At 68.6% G+C, this 17,803-nt stretch carries 18 protein-coding genes and 1 pseudogene; 11 read left to right on the top strand and 8 right to left on the bottom strand.

Features of this window, described 5'->3' with window-relative positions; all coding sequences use genetic code 11:
* Positions 1 to 328, bottom strand: a 328-nt coding sequence (locus NVU01S_RS37510; RefSeq protein ID WP_156522241.1) for a hypothetical protein, incomplete at its 3' end; no start/stop codon positions are given.
* 86 nt (positions 329 to 414) lie between these two features.
* Positions 415 to 1,326 (bottom strand): epoxide hydrolase EphH, encoded by a 912-nt coding sequence (gene ephH, locus NVU01S_RS37505; protein WP_052280708.1) that lies wholly within the window; start codon positions 1,324 to 1,326, stop codon positions 415 to 417.
* Positions 1,327 to 1,448: 122 nt separating this feature from the next.
* Between ephH and NVU01S_RS37500 the strand changes: the two genes are divergently transcribed.
* The 3 genes from NVU01S_RS37500 to NVU01S_RS37490 are packed head-to-tail and all read left to right on the top strand — an operon-like array spanning position 1,449 to position 3,150.
* A complete protein-coding gene (locus tag NVU01S_RS37500; protein WP_244467294.1) occupies positions 1,449 to 2,168 on the top strand; it encodes an exodeoxyribonuclease III in 720 nt (239 codons plus the stop codon).
* Positions 2,165 to 2,653, top strand: a complete 489-nt coding sequence (locus NVU01S_RS37495) for a guanyl-specific ribonuclease (protein ID WP_043672194.1) — start codon at positions 2,165 to 2,167, stop codon at positions 2,651 to 2,653. Before NVU01S_RS37500 ends, NVU01S_RS37495 begins: the two co-directional genes overlap by 4 nt.
* Positions 2,653 to 3,150: a barstar family protein gene (locus NVU01S_RS37490; RefSeq protein ID WP_043672191.1), complete on the top strand. Its 498-nt coding sequence runs from the start codon at positions 2,653 to 2,655 to the stop codon at positions 3,148 to 3,150. Before NVU01S_RS37495 ends, NVU01S_RS37490 begins: the two co-directional genes overlap by 1 nt.
* Before the next feature lie 11 nt (positions 3,151 to 3,161).
* Here the strand turns inward: NVU01S_RS37490 and NVU01S_RS37485 are convergent, their stop codons facing one another.
* Positions 3,162 to 3,791, bottom strand: coding sequence for a TetR/AcrR family transcriptional regulator (locus tag NVU01S_RS37485; protein ID WP_082032097.1), 630 nt, complete (start codon positions 3,789 to 3,791; stop codon positions 3,162 to 3,164).
* Between the two features lie 98 nt (positions 3,792 to 3,889).
* Between NVU01S_RS37485 and NVU01S_RS37480 the strand changes: the two genes are divergently transcribed.
* The 3 genes from NVU01S_RS37480 to yhjD are packed head-to-tail and all read left to right on the top strand — an operon-like array spanning position 3,890 to position 6,937.
* Entirely contained in the window at positions 3,890 to 4,822 is a 933-nt protein-coding gene (locus tag NVU01S_RS37480) for an oxygenase MpaB family protein (protein WP_043672185.1), read from the top strand.
* A 21-nt stretch (positions 4,823 to 4,843) separates the two neighbouring features.
* Positions 4,844 to 5,875: a tryptophan--tRNA ligase gene (trpS, locus tag NVU01S_RS37475; protein WP_029894932.1), complete on the top strand. Its 1,032-nt coding sequence runs from the start codon at positions 4,844 to 4,846 to the stop codon at positions 5,873 to 5,875.
* Positions 5,876 to 5,914: 39 nt separating this feature from the next.
* A complete protein-coding gene (yhjD, locus tag NVU01S_RS37470; RefSeq protein WP_043672182.1) occupies positions 5,915 to 6,937 on the top strand; it encodes an inner membrane protein YhjD in 1,023 nt (340 codons plus the stop codon).
* 17 nt (positions 6,938 to 6,954) lie between these two features.
* On the opposite strand, the gene NVU01S_RS37465 is transcribed toward yhjD, so the two are convergent.
* Positions 6,955 to 8,244, bottom strand: a complete 1,290-nt coding sequence (locus tag NVU01S_RS37465) for a D-alanyl-D-alanine carboxypeptidase family protein (RefSeq protein WP_052280707.1) — start codon at positions 8,242 to 8,244, stop codon at positions 6,955 to 6,957.
* Between the two features lie 122 nt (positions 8,245 to 8,366).
* Here NVU01S_RS37465 and NVU01S_RS37460 point away from each other — a divergent pair, with 122 nt between their 5' ends.
* A complete protein-coding gene (locus NVU01S_RS37460; RefSeq protein ID WP_043672179.1) occupies positions 8,367 to 9,929 on the top strand; it encodes a DHA2 family efflux MFS transporter permease subunit in 1,563 nt (520 codons plus the stop codon).
* Positions 9,919 to 10,536: a TetR family transcriptional regulator gene (locus tag NVU01S_RS37455; protein WP_043672176.1), complete on the top strand. Its 618-nt coding sequence runs from the start codon at positions 9,919 to 9,921 to the stop codon at positions 10,534 to 10,536. Before NVU01S_RS37460 ends, NVU01S_RS37455 begins: the two co-directional genes overlap by 11 nt.
* Before the next feature lie 7 nt (positions 10,537 to 10,543).
* Here NVU01S_RS37455 and NVU01S_RS37450 read toward each other — a convergent pair whose 3' ends face one another.
* The gene (locus NVU01S_RS37450; RefSeq protein WP_043672173.1) at positions 10,544 to 11,443 is read right to left on the bottom strand and encodes a phenylalanine 4-monooxygenase; all 900 of its coding nucleotides are present in this window, start codon (positions 11,441 to 11,443) and stop codon (positions 10,544 to 10,546) included.
* A gap of 336 nt (positions 11,444 to 11,779) precedes the next feature.
* Here NVU01S_RS37450 and NVU01S_RS37445 point away from each other — a divergent pair, with 336 nt between their 5' ends.
* Positions 11,780 to 11,983 carry a type II toxin-antitoxin system VapB family antitoxin gene (locus tag NVU01S_RS37445; protein WP_014981886.1) on the top strand — a complete coding sequence of 68 codons (204 nt, stop codon included), beginning with the start codon at positions 11,780 to 11,782 and terminating at the stop codon, positions 11,981 to 11,983.
* 5 nt (positions 11,984 to 11,988) lie between these two features.
* On the opposite strand, the gene NVU01S_RS37440 is transcribed toward NVU01S_RS37445, so the two are convergent.
* Positions 11,989 to 13,521, bottom strand: coding sequence for an alpha/beta hydrolase (locus NVU01S_RS37440; protein WP_043672170.1), 1,533 nt, complete (start codon positions 13,519 to 13,521; stop codon positions 11,989 to 11,991).
* A 162-nt stretch (positions 13,522 to 13,683) separates the two neighbouring features.
* Between NVU01S_RS37440 and radC the strand changes: the two genes are divergently transcribed.
* A complete protein-coding gene (gene radC, locus NVU01S_RS37435) occupies positions 13,684 to 14,358 on the top strand; it encodes a RadC family protein (protein WP_043672168.1) in 675 nt (224 codons plus the stop codon).
* Positions 14,359 to 14,681: 323 nt separating this feature from the next.
* Positions 14,682 to 15,425: a DUF6008 family protein gene (locus tag NVU01S_RS37430; RefSeq protein WP_043672166.1), complete on the top strand. Its 744-nt coding sequence runs from the start codon at positions 14,682 to 14,684 to the stop codon at positions 15,423 to 15,425.
* Positions 15,426 to 15,493: 68 nt separating this feature from the next.
* Here NVU01S_RS37430 and NVU01S_RS37425 read toward each other — a convergent pair whose 3' ends face one another.
* Both NVU01S_RS37425 and NVU01S_RS44385 read right to left on the bottom strand, forming a co-directional pair.
* Positions 15,494 to 17,146: an alkaline phosphatase D family protein gene (locus tag NVU01S_RS37425; protein ID WP_043672163.1), complete on the bottom strand. Its 1,653-nt coding sequence runs from the start codon at positions 17,144 to 17,146 to the stop codon at positions 15,494 to 15,496.
* A gap of 96 nt (positions 17,147 to 17,242) precedes the next feature.
* Positions 17,243 to 17,803 (bottom strand): annotated as a pseudogene (locus tag NVU01S_RS44385) (hypothetical protein); the annotation flags it as partial.

Genomic DNA, 17,803 nt, shown 5'->3' with positions numbered 1-17,803 from the left:
CGTTGACTTGGGTGGTGAGGGTGCTGACCTGTGCTGGTAGTGGCGCGAGTTTGTCGAGATCGGTGGTGACATCGCGGAGCTGGGTGGTGACATCGCGGAGGTGGGCCTCCACGCGGTCCAGGCGGTGTCCGTGTTCGTGCTGGGCGGTGAGCAGGAGACCGAACTGGCGTCCGGAGGTTCGTCCCAGCCGTCCTAGGCGTAGGTGGACGTCGCGGACTACGCGGTCGCACTTGATCACGTCGTCCTTGATTTTCTGGGTCACGTCGTACAGTCCGTAGACGTCGCCACGCAGTTGATGGAAGGTTCGGTCGGTGTGCTGGCTCCCCATGCCACGAGATTAGGTCTCGGGGCGAGCGTGATCGAGATCTTTCCGCGATCTGGGGACAACTTCTCTACCTGTGGATATCCGGTCGTTCAGACTGCGCGGAGCCGGTTGCGGCTGGCGTAGACGTGCTCGGCGATCAGGGTGGCGATGCGGTCGGGGGCTTCGAGCATCGGGACGTGGCCGACCCCGTGTACGACGATGCGATCGGCGGAATCGGGCAGCTCTTTCAAGTACCGGCGGGCGTAGACGCGATTGGGGATCACCCGGTCGTATTCGGCGAGCAGCAGCCGGACCGGCGTGCTGAGGGTGGACAGGTCTTCCTGTCCCGGCCCGCGCAGACCGGCGATGATGAACGGGATCATCGTCGGGCAGTGCAGCGCCGCCATGATGCACGCCGCGGCGTCGGCCCGGGACACCGCCGACGCGTTCTTGCTCAGCGGGAGCAACGCCAAGCGCTGCGCGATCGGATTGTTGATCGCGAAACTGCCCAGCCGCTTGCCGATTTCGACGACCGGAACCAGCGACAGGAACTTCAGGCTGATCCGGAGCTGGGTGATCGAGGGCGCGTGCCAGCCGCCGGCCGGCGCGACAAGGGTGAGGGTGCGGGCCCGCCCGCGCCGGGCGAGTTCGACTCCGACCCACCCACCGAGCGAGTTGCCCGCGATATGGCAGGTGCGCCAGCCGAGGTCGTCCAGCTGATCCTCGATCCGGTCCGCGAGCGTGTGCACGGTGACCGACCAGCCGTCCGCGTCCTCGCCGCCCCAGTGGCCCGCGAAGGCCGGCGCGTACACCTCGCATTGGCTCGACAGCCGCGTCGCCGTCTGCGCCCAGCAGTGCGGCGACATCATGAAGCCGTGCAGCAGGAGCAGCGGGTCGCCGGAGCCCAGGTGTAAAGCCTTGACGGCCTTGGGCATTGCCGGATCCTGCTTGGCGGGGGCCGGCGGGCGCGCGGGGCGCTTCGCGGCGGCGGTGGGCTCGGAGGTGTCAGACGGCATCGTCATCACCCTTTCCTGGACGGCGGTGTCCGAAGGAATTCATCTGACCAGCATTGTACGGTCGTTCGGTGGCCTACATCATTTCGAGTGTGAACGTAAACGGCGTCCGCGCTGCCGCGGGCAAAGGCATGCTGGCCTGGCTCGCCGCCACCGAGGCCGACATCGTCTGCGTCCAGGAGGTCCGGGCGACCGACGAGCAGACCAGAGCGGCGTTGGCGCCGGCGCTGGCCGCGGGCTGGTGGCTGGCCAATGCCGAACCGGAATCCAAGGGCCGCGCCGGGGTCGCGATTTTGTCCCGCCGGGAGCCGCACGCGGTCCGAATCGGCTTCGGCAGCAGCGAGTTCGATGCTTCGGGCCGCTACCTAGAGGCCGATTTCGGCGACGTCACCGTGGCGAGTGTGTACGTGCACTCCGGCGAGGCCGGTACTCCGCGCCAGGACGAAAAGTACCGGTACCTGGCCGAACTCGGCGCCTACCTGACCACGCGTACCGGCGAGTTCGTGGTGAGCGGTGACTGGAACATCGCGCACACCGAACTGGACCTGAAGAACTGGAAGGGCAACCTGAAGTCGGCGGGCTTCCTGCCGGACGAGCGCGCCTGGATCGACGGCTTGCTCGCCGCGGGATACGTCGATGTGGTGCGCACACTGCACCCCGGCGTCGAAGGGCCGTACAGCTGGTGGTCCTATCGTGGCCGCGCGTTCGACAACGACACCGGCTGGCGCATCGATTACCAGCTGGCGCGCGGTGACCTCGCGACCCGCGCCAAGCAGGCCGTGGTGGAGCGGGCCGCCGCGTACGACCAGCGCTGGTCCGACCACGCACCGGTCACGGTGCAGTACCGATGAACCTGTCGCCGAAGGCGATCCGCGCCGCCGTCGCGCTCGGCGCGGTGGCGCTCGTGCTGATCGTGGCCGCGGTGCTGGCAACCCGCGGCGGTGACGACCGGGCCGCGGTAAGCACCACTACCCGCGCCACGCCGAGCGCCGGCGCACCGGCCGGGAACGCGCAGCGGACACCGGAAGTGACGCCTTCGGCCAGTCGCGCACCCGGTGTACCCGATCGCGCCTACGCCACCCTGCGCGAGATCGACGCGGGGCGCTGGCCGGATGCGGCGAACGCGCCGGGCACCAAGGGCGGTGACCGCTGGATGAATCGCGGCGGCGATCTGCCCGCCACCGACGCGTCCGGCAAACCGATCACCTATCAGGAGTGGGACGTCAATCCCAAGCAGCGCAACCGGAATCGGGACGCCGAACGCATCGTCACCGGAAGTGACGGTGCGGCCTGGTACACCGGGGACCATTACAAAACCTTCACGAGGATGCGTTGATGACCGAGTCAGTCACGTTGTCGCAGTTCCTTGCTCGTCCCCTCGCCGCCGAGGCGGGCGCACAGCCGATCGCCCCGCTGCCGCCGCGGATGGCGCTGGGCGCCACGGCCGTCGACGCGGCCGAGCTGAGCAGTGTGCGCTACCGCGCGCCTTCGGGTTTCGCGGTGCGTGAGCTGCGCGGGCCGAAGATGCGTTCGGTCGCACGGGTTTTCGACGAGATCGCCGCCGCGCTGCAGTTCCCGTACTACTTCGGCGAGAACAAGGACGCGTTCGACGAATGTCTGCGTGATCTGGACGATTTCGTCGGTGACGCGACCGGATACGTGGTGGTGATCCGCGATTCGGCGCAGCTGCTGGCCGACGAACCGGACGAGCGGGCCTGGTTCGGCTCGGCGATTCGTGATGCCGCCGAATACTGGTCGGACAAGGGCATTCTGTTCCGGGTGGTGCTGCAGGGCGGATCGACCGGGTTGCAGGACGTTTCGGTGCAACTCTGACTCCGCCGGGGTCAGCCCAGGCGGTGGGCCAGGTCCTCGCCGAGCAGGACGAACACGTCGGTGGTGTGCTCGATCAGTTCGTCCCGGCTGATCGGCAACTCGCCCTGTAGCCAAGCGGTCAGCGTCTGCACCAACCCGCCGACCAGGTAGTTCGCCCGGAACGCGATCGCCGGGTCCGCGGCCGGATCGTCGATGCCGTAGAAGTCGATGCCTTCGGCCGCGACCATCCCGGCGAACAACCGCACCGTTTCGGTGGTGCGCGCCCGCAGTTCCGGCGTCGCCATGCCCGCGACCAGTGCGACCTTGGCTTTGCGCGGATCGTCGGTGAGCAGGTGGATACCCGCCGCGATCGCGGCGTGTGCGGTGCCCCGAGAATCCTTCGGCGCGGTGCCGACCGCCGCGACGATCACGCTCGCGAGTTCCTCGGCGATGGCGTCGATCAGCGCGGTCAGCACGGCGTCGCGGCTGTCGAAGCTCTCGTAGTAGTACCGCTCGTTGAGCCCGGCTCGGGCGCACAGGCCCGAGACGGTCAGTTTGGCCAGCCCCTGGGTGCCGATGATCTCCAGTGCGGCATCGAGCAGTGCTGTGCGCCGCTGTGCCTTGCGCTCCGTCGCGGAGACCCCGCCATAGCTACGAGTCACGACTCCGATTCTGGCACGGCTCATTCTGGCATAGCCTCTTGCCAGAATTAAGAAACTGGCGGATGCTGTTGCCAGATGGTCTCGATGAGGAGGCAGTGATGTCCGAACCCGGCTATTTCAGCGATCACTCGATGGCCCGGCGGGTGATGCGCAAGCGGGCGGTCGGCCTGACCTATGGCCAGCGCGCCCTGGTCGTCGGTGCGGTGCAGCCCCTGCTCTACGTCGGCACCGCCGAGAACACCGAACACCGGATGACGCCGTACACCAGGCTCGCGCTCACCGGCCACCTGTTCGAGGCGGTGTTCCTCGGCAGCAAGGCGGAGGCCGATCGCGCGCTGGAGTTCACCAAGAAGAAGCACGCCACGGTACGCGGTGTGCTACCCGAGGACGCCGGGGCCCATCATCCGGCGGGCACCGGATATTCGGCGAACGATCCGCACCTGATGTACCTGACGATGGCGTTCACCTTCGACTCCGCCGAGGTGATGTACGACCTGCTGGTTCGCACCTTGACCGACGGCGAACGCGAAGGCCTCTACCAGGACTATGTCCGCTGGGCCGAGCTGTTCGGCATGCCGCCCGCGGCCGCGCCCGCCACCTACCGGGAGTTCCGCACGTCGTTCGACGCCTACCTGGCCTCGGACGAACTGTTCCTCACCGACGAGGCGCGGCTGGTCGGTTCGTACCTGGCCGGGCAGCGGGTGCCGTATCCGCAGCGGATGCCGTTGCAGCAGGTCACCTCTGCCTTCTTCTTGCTGGTCCAGGGCAGCCTGCCGCCGCGGATCCGCGAGATGTACGGCATGCGGTGGGGGATCGCCGAGCAGGGGGCGTACCGGGCACTCGCGCAGGCCGTGCGGACCGCGCACATCGCGTTGCCGCTGGCGCCGCCTGTGCTGCGCGGCACGCTGGCCGGTCCGAGCGCGCCGGTCTACAAGCTGGTTTCCCAGCGTGAACGCCGCCTGCTGCGTACCGGGCGACCGAGCATGCCGGGCGTCGATCCGCGTAACTGGGTGCAGCGAAATTCCGCTTGAAGCCCATGGAAAGATCGGAGTATGTCCGCTCCTGCAGAAACCCCGGCCGCTGAACGCAAGCAGCGGGTCCTGTCCGGGATCCAGCCCACCAGTTCCTCGTTCCATCTCGGCAACTACCTTGGGGCGCTGCAGTACTGGGTGACCATGCAGGACGATTACGACTCGCTGTACTTCATCCCGAACCTGCACGCGATCACCGTGCCGCAGGACCCGAAGGCGCTGCGGGCGCAGACCAGGGGGGCGGCCGCGCAGCTGCTCGCCATCGGCATCGACCCGAAGAAGTCGACTTTGTTCGTGCAGAGCCAGGTGCCCGAGCACGCGGAACTGGCCTGGGTGCTCAGCTGCATCACCGGGTTCGGTGAGGCGAGCCGGATGACCCAGTTCAAGGACAAGTCGGCCAAACAGGGCTCGGACAACGCCTCCGTCGGCCTGTTCACCTATCCGGTGCTGATGGCGTCGGACATCCTGCTCTACCGTCCGCATCAGGTGCCGGTCGGGGAGGATCAGCGTCAGCATCTGGAACTGACCCGAAACCTGGCGCAGCGCTTCAACACCCGGTTCAAGAAGACCTTCGTGGTGCCCGAGGCGCATATCGTGAAGGGCACGGCCAAGATCTACGACCTGCAGGATCCGACGGCGAAGATGAGCAAGTCGGCGTCCTCCGACGCCGGGCTGATCAACCTGCTCGACGATCCGAAGATCACCGCCAAGAAGGTGCGCTCCGCGGTCACCGACACCGAGCGCGAGATCCGCTACGACGTCGAGCACAAGCCGGGCGTCAGCAACCTGCTGGTGATCCTCAGTTCGGTGACCGGCACGCCGATCGTGACGCTCGAAAAGGATTACGCGGGCAAGGGCTACGGCGACCTGAAAGCAGATGTGGCCGACGCGCTGGTCGAATTTGTCACGCCATTGCAGGCGAAGGTGCAAGAGTATTTGTCGGATCAGGGCGAACTCGACCGCATCCTCGCCGCCGGTGCCGAGCGTGCACGAGAGATCGCTGGCAACACCCTCGCACAGGTATACGACCGAGTGGGTCTGCTGACCCGCTAGCGGCGGCACCTGCGAGATCACTCCTGAAGGGGCGAACTGGTGCAGGTGATCGACAACATCCAGGCCGGGATCGAACGACGGATCCAAAAGCGGCCGTGGCTCGACCATTTGGTGCGAGCGGGCGGACGGTACCAACGGCAGCGCGGTGACTACTACGCCGCGGGCATCACGTATTTCACCGTGCTGTCGCTGTTTCCGTTGCTGATGGTCGCCTTCGCGATCGCGGGCTTCGTGCTGACGAGCAATCCCGATCTACTCGGCGAGCTGCAGGCCAAGATCGTCGACAATATCCCCGGCGAGCTCGGCACCCAGCTGAACGAACTGGTCGACAAGGCCGTCGACTCCCGCGGCACGGTCGGCGTCATCGGTCTGCTGGCCGGGCTCTACACCGGGCTCGGCTGGATGGCGAACCTGCGCGCGGCGCTCACCGAGCAGTGGGAGCAGAAGAGCGAGGAGCAGAACTGGTTCCTGGCGAAGCTGTCCGATCTCGGCGCACTGCTCGGACTCGGCTTGGCTTTCGTTGTCTCCCTCGGTCTTTCAGCGCTCGCATCGAGCACCCTCGGGGCCCGGTTGCTGATCGGCCTCGGCCTTTCGCATCTGCCGGGCGCGCGGCTGCTGTTGGCGCTGGTCTCGATCTTCCTCGGCTTCCTCGCCTCCTGGGCGGTGTTCGCCTGGATGATCGCGCGGCTGCCGCGCGAGCCGGTCACGTTGCGGAGCGCCGCGAAGGCCGCGGCGCTGGCCGCCGTGGTCTTCGAGATCTTCAAGTTCGTCGCCTCGATCTACCTGCGCACCGTGCTGTCCAGTCCGGCCGGCGCGGCGTTCGGTTCCATCATCGGCCTGATGGTCTTCAGCTACATCACCTACCGCATCGTCCTGTTCGCCACCGCATGGGCCGCCACCGCCTCCGACAACGACCGCGAAGCCGATATCCCGCCGCCACCCGCCGCCGTGATCGCTCCCCGGGTCTCCGCCCGGGAAATGTCCGTCGGCGCGGGCGCGACCTTCTTCGGTGCGGGTGCCCTTGCCGCCCTGGCGCTTTCGGGCCTACGCCGCCGTCCCTGACCTCGACCGTCGCTGTTCTATCGACGGCGATTGAGGCGGCGGGCACCGAGCAGGAGGGCGAGGACGAGGATGGTGCCGCCCACTATCCAGACGGTGCGGTCGGGCCCGCGGGAGTCGCCGGGAGCGGAGTCCGCCCGGGGAGCCGTGTCACGGGGCGGCGGGGAGGCCAGGGCGGCACCGGTTTTCGACTGGTCGGGGATGGCGCTGGGGAGTTTGCCGATGCTGGTGCCGCGGGGCAGGGCGAAGCCGTAGTCGAGCAGGCGGGCGGCTTGATCGGTGGGGCGAAGCGGCCGGACATCGGCTTTGAGCAGGGTGACGACCAGCCGGCGGCCGTTGCGCTCGGCGGCGGCGACGAAGGTCTGCCTGGCGTCGTCGGTGAAACCGGTTTTGCCGCCCAAGGCACCCTCGTAGTCGTAGAGCAGGTGATTGTCGTTGCCGATCGGGAAGCCGGGATGGTCCTTGTCGTCGGGGATCTTCGGGTTCGCGGGATAGCCGGGGAAATCGACCTGTTCGGTGTGGATGAGTTCGGCGAACAGCGGGATCGTCATGGCCTCGCGGAAGAGCACGGACAGGTCGTAGGCGGAGGTGCTCATGCCGGGCCCGTCCAACCCGGACGGACTGGCCGCCCGAGTATCCAAGGCGTGCAACGACTTCGCCAGCTCGTTCATCTTGGCGACGGTGGCCTCCTCGCCGCCCAGCTGGGTGGCGATGGCATGGGCCGCGTCGTTGCCGGACGCCATGATCAGGGCCTGCATGAGCTGACGGTTGGTGTAGCGGCCGCCGGGGCCGATGCCGACGCGGGTGCCGTCGGCGTTCGCGTCGTCCTCGGTGCCGGTCACCACCTTGTTCAGGTCGAGGGTGCGCAGCGCGATGGTGGCGAGCAGCACCTTGATGGTGCTGGCCGGCCGATACCGGCCGTGCGGGTCCTTGGCGACCAGGACGTCGCCGGTGTCCAGGTCCGACACCTGCCAGGCGGTGGCCGAAATGTCCTGCGGCACAGCGGGTGCGCCCTTGGGTAGCACCAGCCCGCATTCGCCGAGCCTGCTGCCGCCGACGGGCGGGACGGGAACGGGCAGTGCGGTCGGCGCCGACTGGCCGGGGCGCGGCACCTCGGACTCGTCGATCGGCGGGGGCGGGCTCGTCTTCTGCGGGCACCCGTCGGTGTTGGGCGTGGTGAACGGTGTCGTCGTCGGGCTCGTCGGCGCGGCGAACGACGGTACGGCGGCCAAGCCCGCGGTGACGGCCAGTGCGGCCAGCGCGGAACCGAGGCGAAGTGTGGCGCGGCGGCGCGACTCCCGGATCTTCATCGTTTGCGAGCGTAACGGTCGGCACCGGCGACGGCCGCGCACGCGTCCGGAGCGGGTATTGACAGACTCTACTAAATGAGAGCTACTATCAAAAAGTAGTTTCTTTCATTTCTGGAGGGGTTGTGCAGACTGACTCGACTCGTCGCTGGCTGGCGCTCGGTGCGCTGGCGGTCGCGATGCTGACCATCGGGCTCGACGTGACGGTGCTGACCGTGGCGTTGCCCACGCTTGCCGTCGACCTGCAAGCGAATACCGCTGCGCTGCAATGGTTCAGCAGCGCGTACACGCTCGCGCTCGCCGCGGTGATGCTGCCCGCGGGCGCGCTCGGCGATCGGTACGGGCGCAAGAAGTTCCTGCTCGCCGCCCTGTTCGTGTTCGGCGCGGCCTCGCTCGCGTGCGCGTTCGCGACCTCGGCGGGCCAGCTGATCGCCGCGCGGGTGGTGCTCGGCGTGGCGGCCGCGGCGATGATCCCGCTGTCCATGGCGGTGCTGCCCTCGCTGTTTCCCGAGCCCGGCGCACGTCAGCGTGCGCTCACCGTCTGGGTGACCTCGACCGCGCTCGGTCTGCCGCTCGGGCCGATCGTGGGCGGCTGGTTGCTGCGGAACTTCTGGTGGGGCTCGGTGTTCCTGATCAACGTGCCGATGGTGATCATCGGCATGCTCGCGGTACTCGCCCTGGTGCCGGAATCGCGCAGCGCGCACCGCTACCGGCTGGACGTGCCCGGCGTCGTGCTCTCGGCCGCGGGCATGCTCGGCCTCACCTACGGATTCATCCGGATCGGTGAGTTCGGCTGGGGCAACGGGGCGGCATGGGTCATCGTCGGTGCCGGGGTACTGCTGCTCGGCGCGTTCGTGCTGTGGCAGCGCCGGACCGCGCATCCGCTGATCGATCTCGGCTTGTTCGACAACGCCGGATTCTGCTGGGGGACAGCGCTTTCCATTGTCGTCAACTTCGCGATGTTCGGCATGTTCTTCACGGTGCCGCAGTACTTCCAGGCGGTGCTCGGCGTCGACGCGCTCGGTAGTGGGCTGCGACTGCTGCCGCTGATCGGCGGGCTGCTCGTCGGCAGCCGGGTGGTCGACCGGGCGCTGCCGAAACTCGGCACCCGCACGGTCCTCACCGTGGGCTTCGGCCTGCTCGCCGCCGCACTCGCACTCGGCGGGCTGACCTCCGTGGACAGCGGGTACGGATTCACCGCACTGTGGCTCGCTCTGCTCGGCGCCGGCATGGGACTGGCCATGCCGACCGCCATGGGCTTGGCGATGGGCGAGCTCGCCGCCGAGCGCTCCGGCTCGGGGTCCGCGTTGATCCAGGCGCTGCGCCAGGCGGGCGGCACCATCGGCGTCGCGATCCTCGGCACCGTGCTGGCCACCCGATACCGCTCGGAACTGGGCGATTTGAACCATGACCCGATCTCGGACGGGGTGAACGCCGGTGCCGCGGTGGCGCACCGGGCCGGCGACCCCGTGCTGCTGCACCAGGTGCAGACCGCCTTCGTCGGCGGCATGGCCGCGATGCTCTGGGTCTGCGCGGCCCTGTGCGCGGCGGCGGCGGTGCTCGCCGCCGTGTTCATCCGCGCGCCGCGCCCGGCCGCGCCCGCCACGATGCCGGATCGGCAACCACCGACCGCCGTACCGGAGGTGATCGTCGGGGCGGATGCGTCAGAATCGAACCATGTCGGTTGATCTGTCCGGAGAAGAACCCGCGGTGCCCGGTCTACGGGAGCGGAAGAAGGAGCGGACCCGCCGGACGATTCGCCTCGAAGCGTTCCGGCTGTTCCGTGAACAGGGCTACGGCGAGACGACCGTCGAGCAGATCGCGGCGGCGGCCGAGGTCTCGCCGAGCACCTTCTTCCGCTATTTCCCGTCCAAGGAACAGTTGGTGCTCGCCGACGACCTCGACCCGGTGCTGATGGCGGTCTTCCAGGCGCAGCCGCCGGAGGTGGCGCCGCTGCAGGCTTTCCGCAACGCCATCGCCGAGGTGTTCGGCACGCTGCCCGCCGCGGAACTGGCCTTCGAGCAGGAACGCCAGGCGCTGGTGTACCACGTGCCCGAACTGCGCTCGGCGGTCGGACAGGAGATGCTGCGCAGCATCGAACTCTCCGCGGGCATGCTGGCCGAACGGCTGGGGGTGTCCCCGGACGACTTCGAGGTCCGGGTGCTCTCCGGCGCGCTGGCCGGCATCGCGCTGGCCATCGCGACGATCGCGCCGGTCAACGCCGAGAACATCGCCAAAGCGATGGAGTTCCTCGAAGCGGGCCTGCCGCTGGGGCGGGACCGTTCCGGGAAGTAGCCCGAACCTACTGCGCGCCAGCGATATTCGAATGTCGCAGCCGCTGCGGCGTCTCGTCGTCCATGGTCGCGAAGAACCCGCCCACCACGTCCTCGATCTCGGCGATCGACTCCGCGCAGTAGAGAATCGGCTGGTAGTGCGTGATGTCGTAGACCGCGCTGCCCATCTCGGCGACGTCGAGCGGGCGCAGGTCGGCGCCGCGGAACTCCTCGATCTCCCCGTAGGAGGAGAGCAGGCCCGCGCCGTAGCAGCGCACCTCGCCCTGTTCCCGGACCACCCCGAATTCCATCGAGAACCAGAACACGTTGGCCAGGAATTTGAGCGCGGTATCGGTCTCGAGTCGCCCGACGGCCGCGCCGACCGCCTCGTAGATGGCGGCGAAGCGCGGACTGGCGATCTGGTTGGCGTGCCCGATGATCTCGTGGATGGCATCGGGTTCGGGCGTGTACAGCGGCGCCGAATGGTGCCGGATGTACTGGGTGGAGTGGAAGATCCGGTCGGCGAACGAGCCGAAGAACTCGCGCAGCGGCACCAGGCCCGCGGCGGGCGCGTAGCGGAATCCGCTGAGCGGCAGCAGCGCCGCGGAGACCTCGTCCAGCTGCGGAATGTGGTCCTCCGGCAGGGCGAGCCGCGCCGCCGACGCCAATACCTCTGCACACGCATAGGTCTGGTGCTTGCGGGCGAGTTCCGCGGAAGCGATCCGCCACACCTGCTGTTCCTCGTCGGTGTAGTCGATCTGCGGCACCGGCTTGCCCGGCGCGTAGTCGAGTGCCAGTTCGGCAATGGCGTTGCGCCGGGTCCGGTAGTCAGCGTCGTGCACGCCAGGGTGCTCGTCGCTCAGGTGGACGGTCACATCGCCGTCGCCGGACCGGGTCACCGGTGAGTACAGCTGAGCTTCGGTGAACATACGACGATGCAAGCACCGCGACGGCTCGGCGACAACAAACGGACATTCAGCTTGGCAAAGTGTCTAGCTGGTGTCCGATTCGTGCCCACATACCGGCGTCCGACCGCCTGATCCGATGGCGAGCTGACCAGTGGCCGTCGAGTGGTCCCGCCTGCCCGGCACGCGGTGCCGAAGACGATGCCGAGTGTGTGCCGGGAACCGCCTCCGTGCCTGGTCATCCGGGGGCCGAACCTGCTTGCGGCCCTGAAAAACTCGGCGAATTCGGCGACTCTGATCGATTTGCCGGACATGAGCGGGCGAGACAGCGCAAAATGGCGAACGTACGAAGGAGGACGCATGAAATCCGTGCGGATCGATCTCGACCAGAAACTGCTCGCCGCCGCTGCCGCGATTATGGGCACCTCGACGAGCAACGCCACCATCAACGAGGCACTGCGCCGGATCGTCGTGCACGAACGTCAGCTACGTCATCTCGAAAAGCTCGCCGCGACAGCATTGTTCGCGCTGCCCGGGCCCGAGGTCGTGGTAGTCGACGGCTAGCCGGCTCAGGACTTGCGGCAGCGCAGGCCCTCGGCCGGCGCGGTCAGATCGATCAGATACTTCAGTACGGGTTCGTCCACGCACGCGACACCCTCGAAGGTCACGCCGTGCTGGGTGCCCTCGTAGGTGATCAGCGTGGCGCCGAGGGATTTCGCGAGAGAAACGCCGCCGGGGTAGGGCGTCGCCGGATCGCCCGTCACCGCGACGACCACCACCTTCGGCAGCCCGGCCACGTTCGGCACATGCGGCTGCGCGGTCGGCGGGATCGGCCAGAACGCGCAGGCGTCCAGCGGCGTCTGGCCGGTGGCCACGCCGTCGTCGAAAATCGGCGCGGCACTGCGGGATCGGCGGTCGATATCGGTCGCTACCGCGCGGTCGGTCACCCGGACCTCCTCCAGGCAGAGCACCGCGCGGTGTACGTCGTCGGAGGAGACCTCCTGATATTCGCCCGCTTCGCCGAGTAGCGCGTCGCCGCGGCCGTTGGCGAGTTCGGTCAGACCCTGGGTGAGCGCGGGCCAGGACTCGGGGTTGTAGAGCGGGGCGATGGTCGCGGTGATGACCGCGTCGTAGTCGAGGCCGCGGTGGTCCTGAGTGCGGATCGGGCGCCGGATCAGCGGCAGCACCAGGGCACGATAGGTCTCCGTCGCCTTCGTCGGATCGGTGCCGAGCGGGCAGTCCGGCGCGGTGGCGCAATCCGCGGCGTAGGCGTCGAACGCCTGCTGGAAGCCCGCCGAGGTGATCACTTCGTCGCCGATGTTCGTGGTGGGATCCACGGGGGCGTCGAGCACCATGGCGCGGACCCGGTCCGGGAACAGTTCGGCGTAGGTCGAGCCCAGCCGGGTGCCGTAGGACCCGCCGAAGTAGGTCAGCTTGCGGTCGCCGAGCACGGCGCGCAGGACATCCATATCGCGGGCGACGTCACCGGTGCCGACGTGACCGAGCAGCGCCAGCCCGGTGCGCTGGGCGCAGGAGTCCGCGTATTCCTCGTTCTCCTGCTCGATCTGGTCGATCTCGGCGAAGGGATCCGTCATGCCGAGCACGCGCCGACTGGTCAAATGCTCCTTCGTGGAACGACACCGGACCAGCGGGGTCGATGCGCCGAGCCCGCGCACGTCCATCCCGATCACGTCGAAGCGCTCGGCCACCGGCAGTTTCGCCAGCGCCAGCGGCATGAGCAGGCCGGGCACGCCCGGCCCACCCGGATTCGTCAGCAGCGAAGCGACTTTGGCGCCGGTGGCGCGCAGCCGCGAGATCGCGATCTTCGCCGTCTCACCGTCGGGCTGTCCGTAGTCGATCGGCACGGTCACCCGCGCGCACTGGATTCCGGCGGCGGTGAGCTCGGCCCCGCCGCCCGGGTAGTCGTCGCACGAGCCCCACGCGATCTGCTGCTGGTAGTACCGATCCAGGGTCGGCACGGGTGGCGGCGGCGCGTCCTTGCTGCCGCCGCACGCGGCGACCAGTAACACGACCGCGGTGAGCAGCGCGGTCAGCGCGGCAACCCGCTCGGATGCCGCGGTTCCCTTGCGCGATGTGCACATTCGTCGACCCCTGTACTCCGTGTGACGTACTCAGTCTGCCGGACGGACACCGAACCGCAATCGGCAGGACCGGACAACTCGGGCGGCGCGCGGCCGCGGACACCATGTCGGTGGGTCCTGGCACACTTCGTGACACTGTCGCCGTGACCAAGGGGTGGAACGATGCCGGTTTCTCTTATCGATGTGCCCGTCGAGCAGCGCCCGCGCGAGCGGCTGCTCGCCCTCGGTCCGCAGGCGCTCAGTGACGCCGAATTACTGGCTCTGCTGCTCCGCCACGGCAGGCCCGGGGCGAGCGCCCTCGATCTGGCGGTGGAGTTGCTCGTCGAGCACGGCGGCCTGGCCGAGCTGGCGGCGGCGCGCCCCGAGGAACTGGCCCGCCGCGCGGGCATCGGGACGGCCAAGGCCGCCGCCCTCGTCGCCGCGTTCCATCTCGGCGCGCGCGCCCGCACCGGCACCGGCACCGCGACGCGGCTCACCGGCGCGTCCGATGTCGCCGCCGCGGCCCGCCCGCTGTTCACCGGCGCGCGAGTGGAGCGGCTGCTGGTACTGGTGTGCGACGCGCAGAATCGGTTGCGGCGCAAGGTGTTCGTCGCCGAAGGCGCGGTCGATCAGGTGGCCGTTCCGGTCCGCGAGATCCTGAACACCGTCCTGCGCCACGACGGCCGCGCCTTCGCCGTCGTGCACAACCACCCGTCCGGCGACGCGGCGCCCAGCCTGGACGATCGCCGCGCCACCACGCTGCTGGCCGAGGCCGCGCGCACCGTCGGTCTCCGCTTCCTCGACCATGTGGTAATTGCGGGCGAAGCGTGGGCGAGCGCGCCCGCCATTTCGTACTGACCGGTGCGTTGTGTTACCGATATCGGCGGCGATAATAAACTTCCCGGTCGGTCAGCAGATGATCGGTGGATAACTCGGTTATCCGGTGATATCGGCGTGCGGCGCGAATGTCGTCAAGCATAGACGCTGTTCAGCTGGTCTTTCGCGCAGCGCATAGCCTGAATTGTGACATGCCTGCAAATAACAACATTATATTCGTGAGGCGGACGGCGGGTGGCCGTTCCGGGATAAAAGTGAAAATGCGCTATTTGCATCGCGATCGTCGCCCTTGAATTACCCTCTTTGTATTCCCGTATTCATGGGGTGGCGACAGGCGGTACGAGATGGAAAACATGCATCACGGTGCGGGTGCGACCGGATGGGAGATCGCCGGCGCGATCGCGATGCTGTCGTGGATGGTGGTGATGTGGGCCGCGGTCGCTGTGCTGATCGTCGCCATGCGTCGCGGCGTGCGGCCGTGGATGTACCGCGCGAGTCTGGGCGTCATCGGAGTCGGTGTCCTCGCGCAGATCGGCCACTTCCAGGAACACGTGCTGCAGGTCGGCTATTGGCTCGGGCATCCGAACTCGCCGGCCTGGATGACCCCGTGGGGCACCGGTTTGGCCAACGGATTCGGGCAGGTCGACACCTCGAAACCGACCCTCGGCATGGAGATCCTGCACTTGGCAGGCAATTTCCAGTTCCTCGCCGGTCTGGTGGGGGTCGCGCTGATCACGCATCGGGCGCTGGCGAGCAAAGCGCGCAAATGGGGGCGGATGGGCGTGCTGATGCAGGGCATCCACGGTCTCGAACACATCGCGCTGACTGTCTCGGTGGCGTTGGGGGCGAAGGCCATCGGGCTGTCCACCTGGTTCGGATTGCTCGCCCCCGGGCCCGGCCTGTGGACCTATCGGGTGTGGTGGCATTTCGGGGCCAACGTGGTCGGCACGACGATCTTCGTCCTCGCGCTGATCCACCTGTGGCGCGAACGGGCCACCATCGAAGCCACCTTCCGGACGCCGGTCGCGCGTTCCGCCACGACCGCGGAAACCCCCGCGACAGCGGAACTGCCGGTCCCGGTCCGATAGTTGTCGGTGCGCTCGCTGTTCCCGCCCGTCAACCGGTGACGTGCGGGAAACAGCTTGTACGGCAACGGTTAACGGGGCCCGGTGGCGGGTGGGGCCGCGGCCGAGTCCGGTGCCGACGACGGGGGAACCGGTTCGGACTGTGCGTCCTGAACCACGCCGGGAATGCGATCCTGCACCACGAACGTAGCCCGCGTCTGTATGGGTGCGCCCGGGCGGCGGATGTACGGCACCACCCGGAAGTCGCTGCGCCACAGGCCGTGTTCGAGTTCCACCCGGACGTAGCCGCGCTGCGCGTTGAAGAACTTCAGATCGGGATTGGCGGCGAGCAGATTGCGACCGGACGGGTTCATGTCCACCCCGTCGCCACCGCTGCTGATCGAGGTGCCGATGAATTCCGAAGCGACGACCGGTGATTCGGGATCGGCGAAGTCGCGGCGCAGGTTCGCGGCGTGGTTCTGATGCCGGTCGCCGGTGATCACCACGAGATTGCGCACACCGAGGTCCGCGGCCGCGCCGAGCACCGCGTTGCGGTCGGCGACATAGCCGTCCCACGAGTCGGTGCCGACCGCGGTGACCGGTCCGGCGTCCTGATCGGACTGACCCATCGACACCTGATTACCGAGGATCTGCCAGCGTGCCGCCGAGCGGGCGAACCCGTCGATCAGCCAATCACGTTGCTGTGCACCCAGTATCGTGCGATCGGCGGCGAGGCGATCGGCACAGTCGATGACGGTGTTGCCGTCGCCGCAGGCCTGCTTGTCGCGGTACTGCCGGGTGTCGAGCATGGTGATCTCGGCCAGGTCGCCGAAGGCGTAACGGCGGTGCAGGTGGATCGATGGCCCGGCGGGCAGCTGCGCCAGCCGCAGCGGCTGATGCTCGTACATCGCTTGGAAGGCGGCGGCCTTGCGGCGGCGGAACAGTGCGGGCAGGCGGTAGATGTCGAGGCCGAGGCCGGGGGAGTCGCCCGCCCAGTTGTTGTCGATCTCGTGATCGTCCATGGTGACCAGCCACGGGAACGCGGCATGCGCGTCGCGCAGCGGCGGCTCCGCCTTGGCCTGCGCGTAGCGCAACCGATACCCGGCCAGGTCGACCGCCTCCCGCTGCATGTGCGGTTCCACCGACATGCCCGCCCGCCCGCGGTTCCAGCCCCGCTCATAGATGTAATCGCCCAGGTGCACAACCAGATCCAGGTCCTCGGCGGCCATGTGCTCGTAGGCGGTGAAGAAGCCCGAGGTCCACGACTGGCACGAGGCGAACGCGAAACGCATCCGCGCGGTCGGCTGCCCGGGCGGCGGTGCCGTGCGGGTCCGCCCCACCGGGGAGAGCACCGATCCGGCCCGGAACCGATAGAAGTACCACCGGTCCGGCGCCAGCCCGCTGATCTCCGGATGCACGCTGTGTGCCAGTTCGCGGGTCGCGACCGCCGTGCCGCGCGCCACCACCTGGCGGAACTGTTCATCGTGCGCGACCTCGTAGTCGACGCTCACCGGGGCCAACGGCATCCCGCCCAGTCCGTCGGGCGCGAGCGGATCCGGTGCGAGCCGCGTCCACAGCACCACGCCGTCGGCCGTCGGCTCACCCGAGGCCACGCCGAGCGTGAACGGGTCGTCGGACCAGCGCGGGGCGCGAAAGCGTCCGCTGCTCGCCGCGGCGGTCCCGACCAGCACGGCCAGCGACCCGGCACCCCCGAATCTCAGCAGTTGGCGTCGCGACAGACCCATACGTCAGGGTATATCGGTGGTCGGCGGAACCGCCGGGCGTTGGCTGCTGGTGGGTGGTGCGGGGTTGTCCGGCCGAGGCTCGGGGGAGCAGCGGCCTCAGCGGGGCGGGCCGAGCCGGAGCGGTTTGTACTCGGGTTCGGTCTTGCCAGTGCCAGTGCCAGTGCCAGTGCCAGTGCCAGTGCCTGATTCGGGGTCGGCGTCCGGGGTGCCCGCGACCGGTGACGCGGCGCTGAGCGAGGCCATTCCCGCACTGCCGGTGGCGATTCCGGCGGCCACCCCCGCCCCGAGGGCGACGCCGAACGGAACGGCGGCGGCGCTGCCGTTCCCGAGCATGGCGCTGCCGGTGCCCGCCATCGCCGCGAACGGTGCGGCCGCCGCGCCCGCACCGGCCAGGCTGGCGCTGCCCGTGCCCGCCGCCGCGCTGCCCGCACCGAGCATGGCCAACGGGGTGCCGAGGCCACCGCTGGCCACGCTGCCCGAAGCGCCGAGGGCCGCGCTGCCGGTGCCGAGAAACGCCGCGCCGGTGCCGAGCACAACACCCAGCGGCGCGAGGGCCGCGCTGCCGGTGCCCGCCGCGGCGCTGCCGGTGCCGAGCACGGCCGCCCACGGTGCGGCGGCGGCGCTGCCCGTCCCCAGCATCGCGCTGCCGGTGCCGAT

Origin of the sequence: Nocardia vulneris, from assembly GCF_001613425.1 — a bacterium.
In the GTDB taxonomy this organism is placed as follows: Bacteria; Actinomycetota; Actinomycetes; order Mycobacteriales; family Mycobacteriaceae; genus Nocardia; species Nocardia vulneris.
The sequence above is the reverse complement of the archived record's forward strand: the minus strand, read 5'-3'. Positions and strand labels throughout refer to the sequence as shown.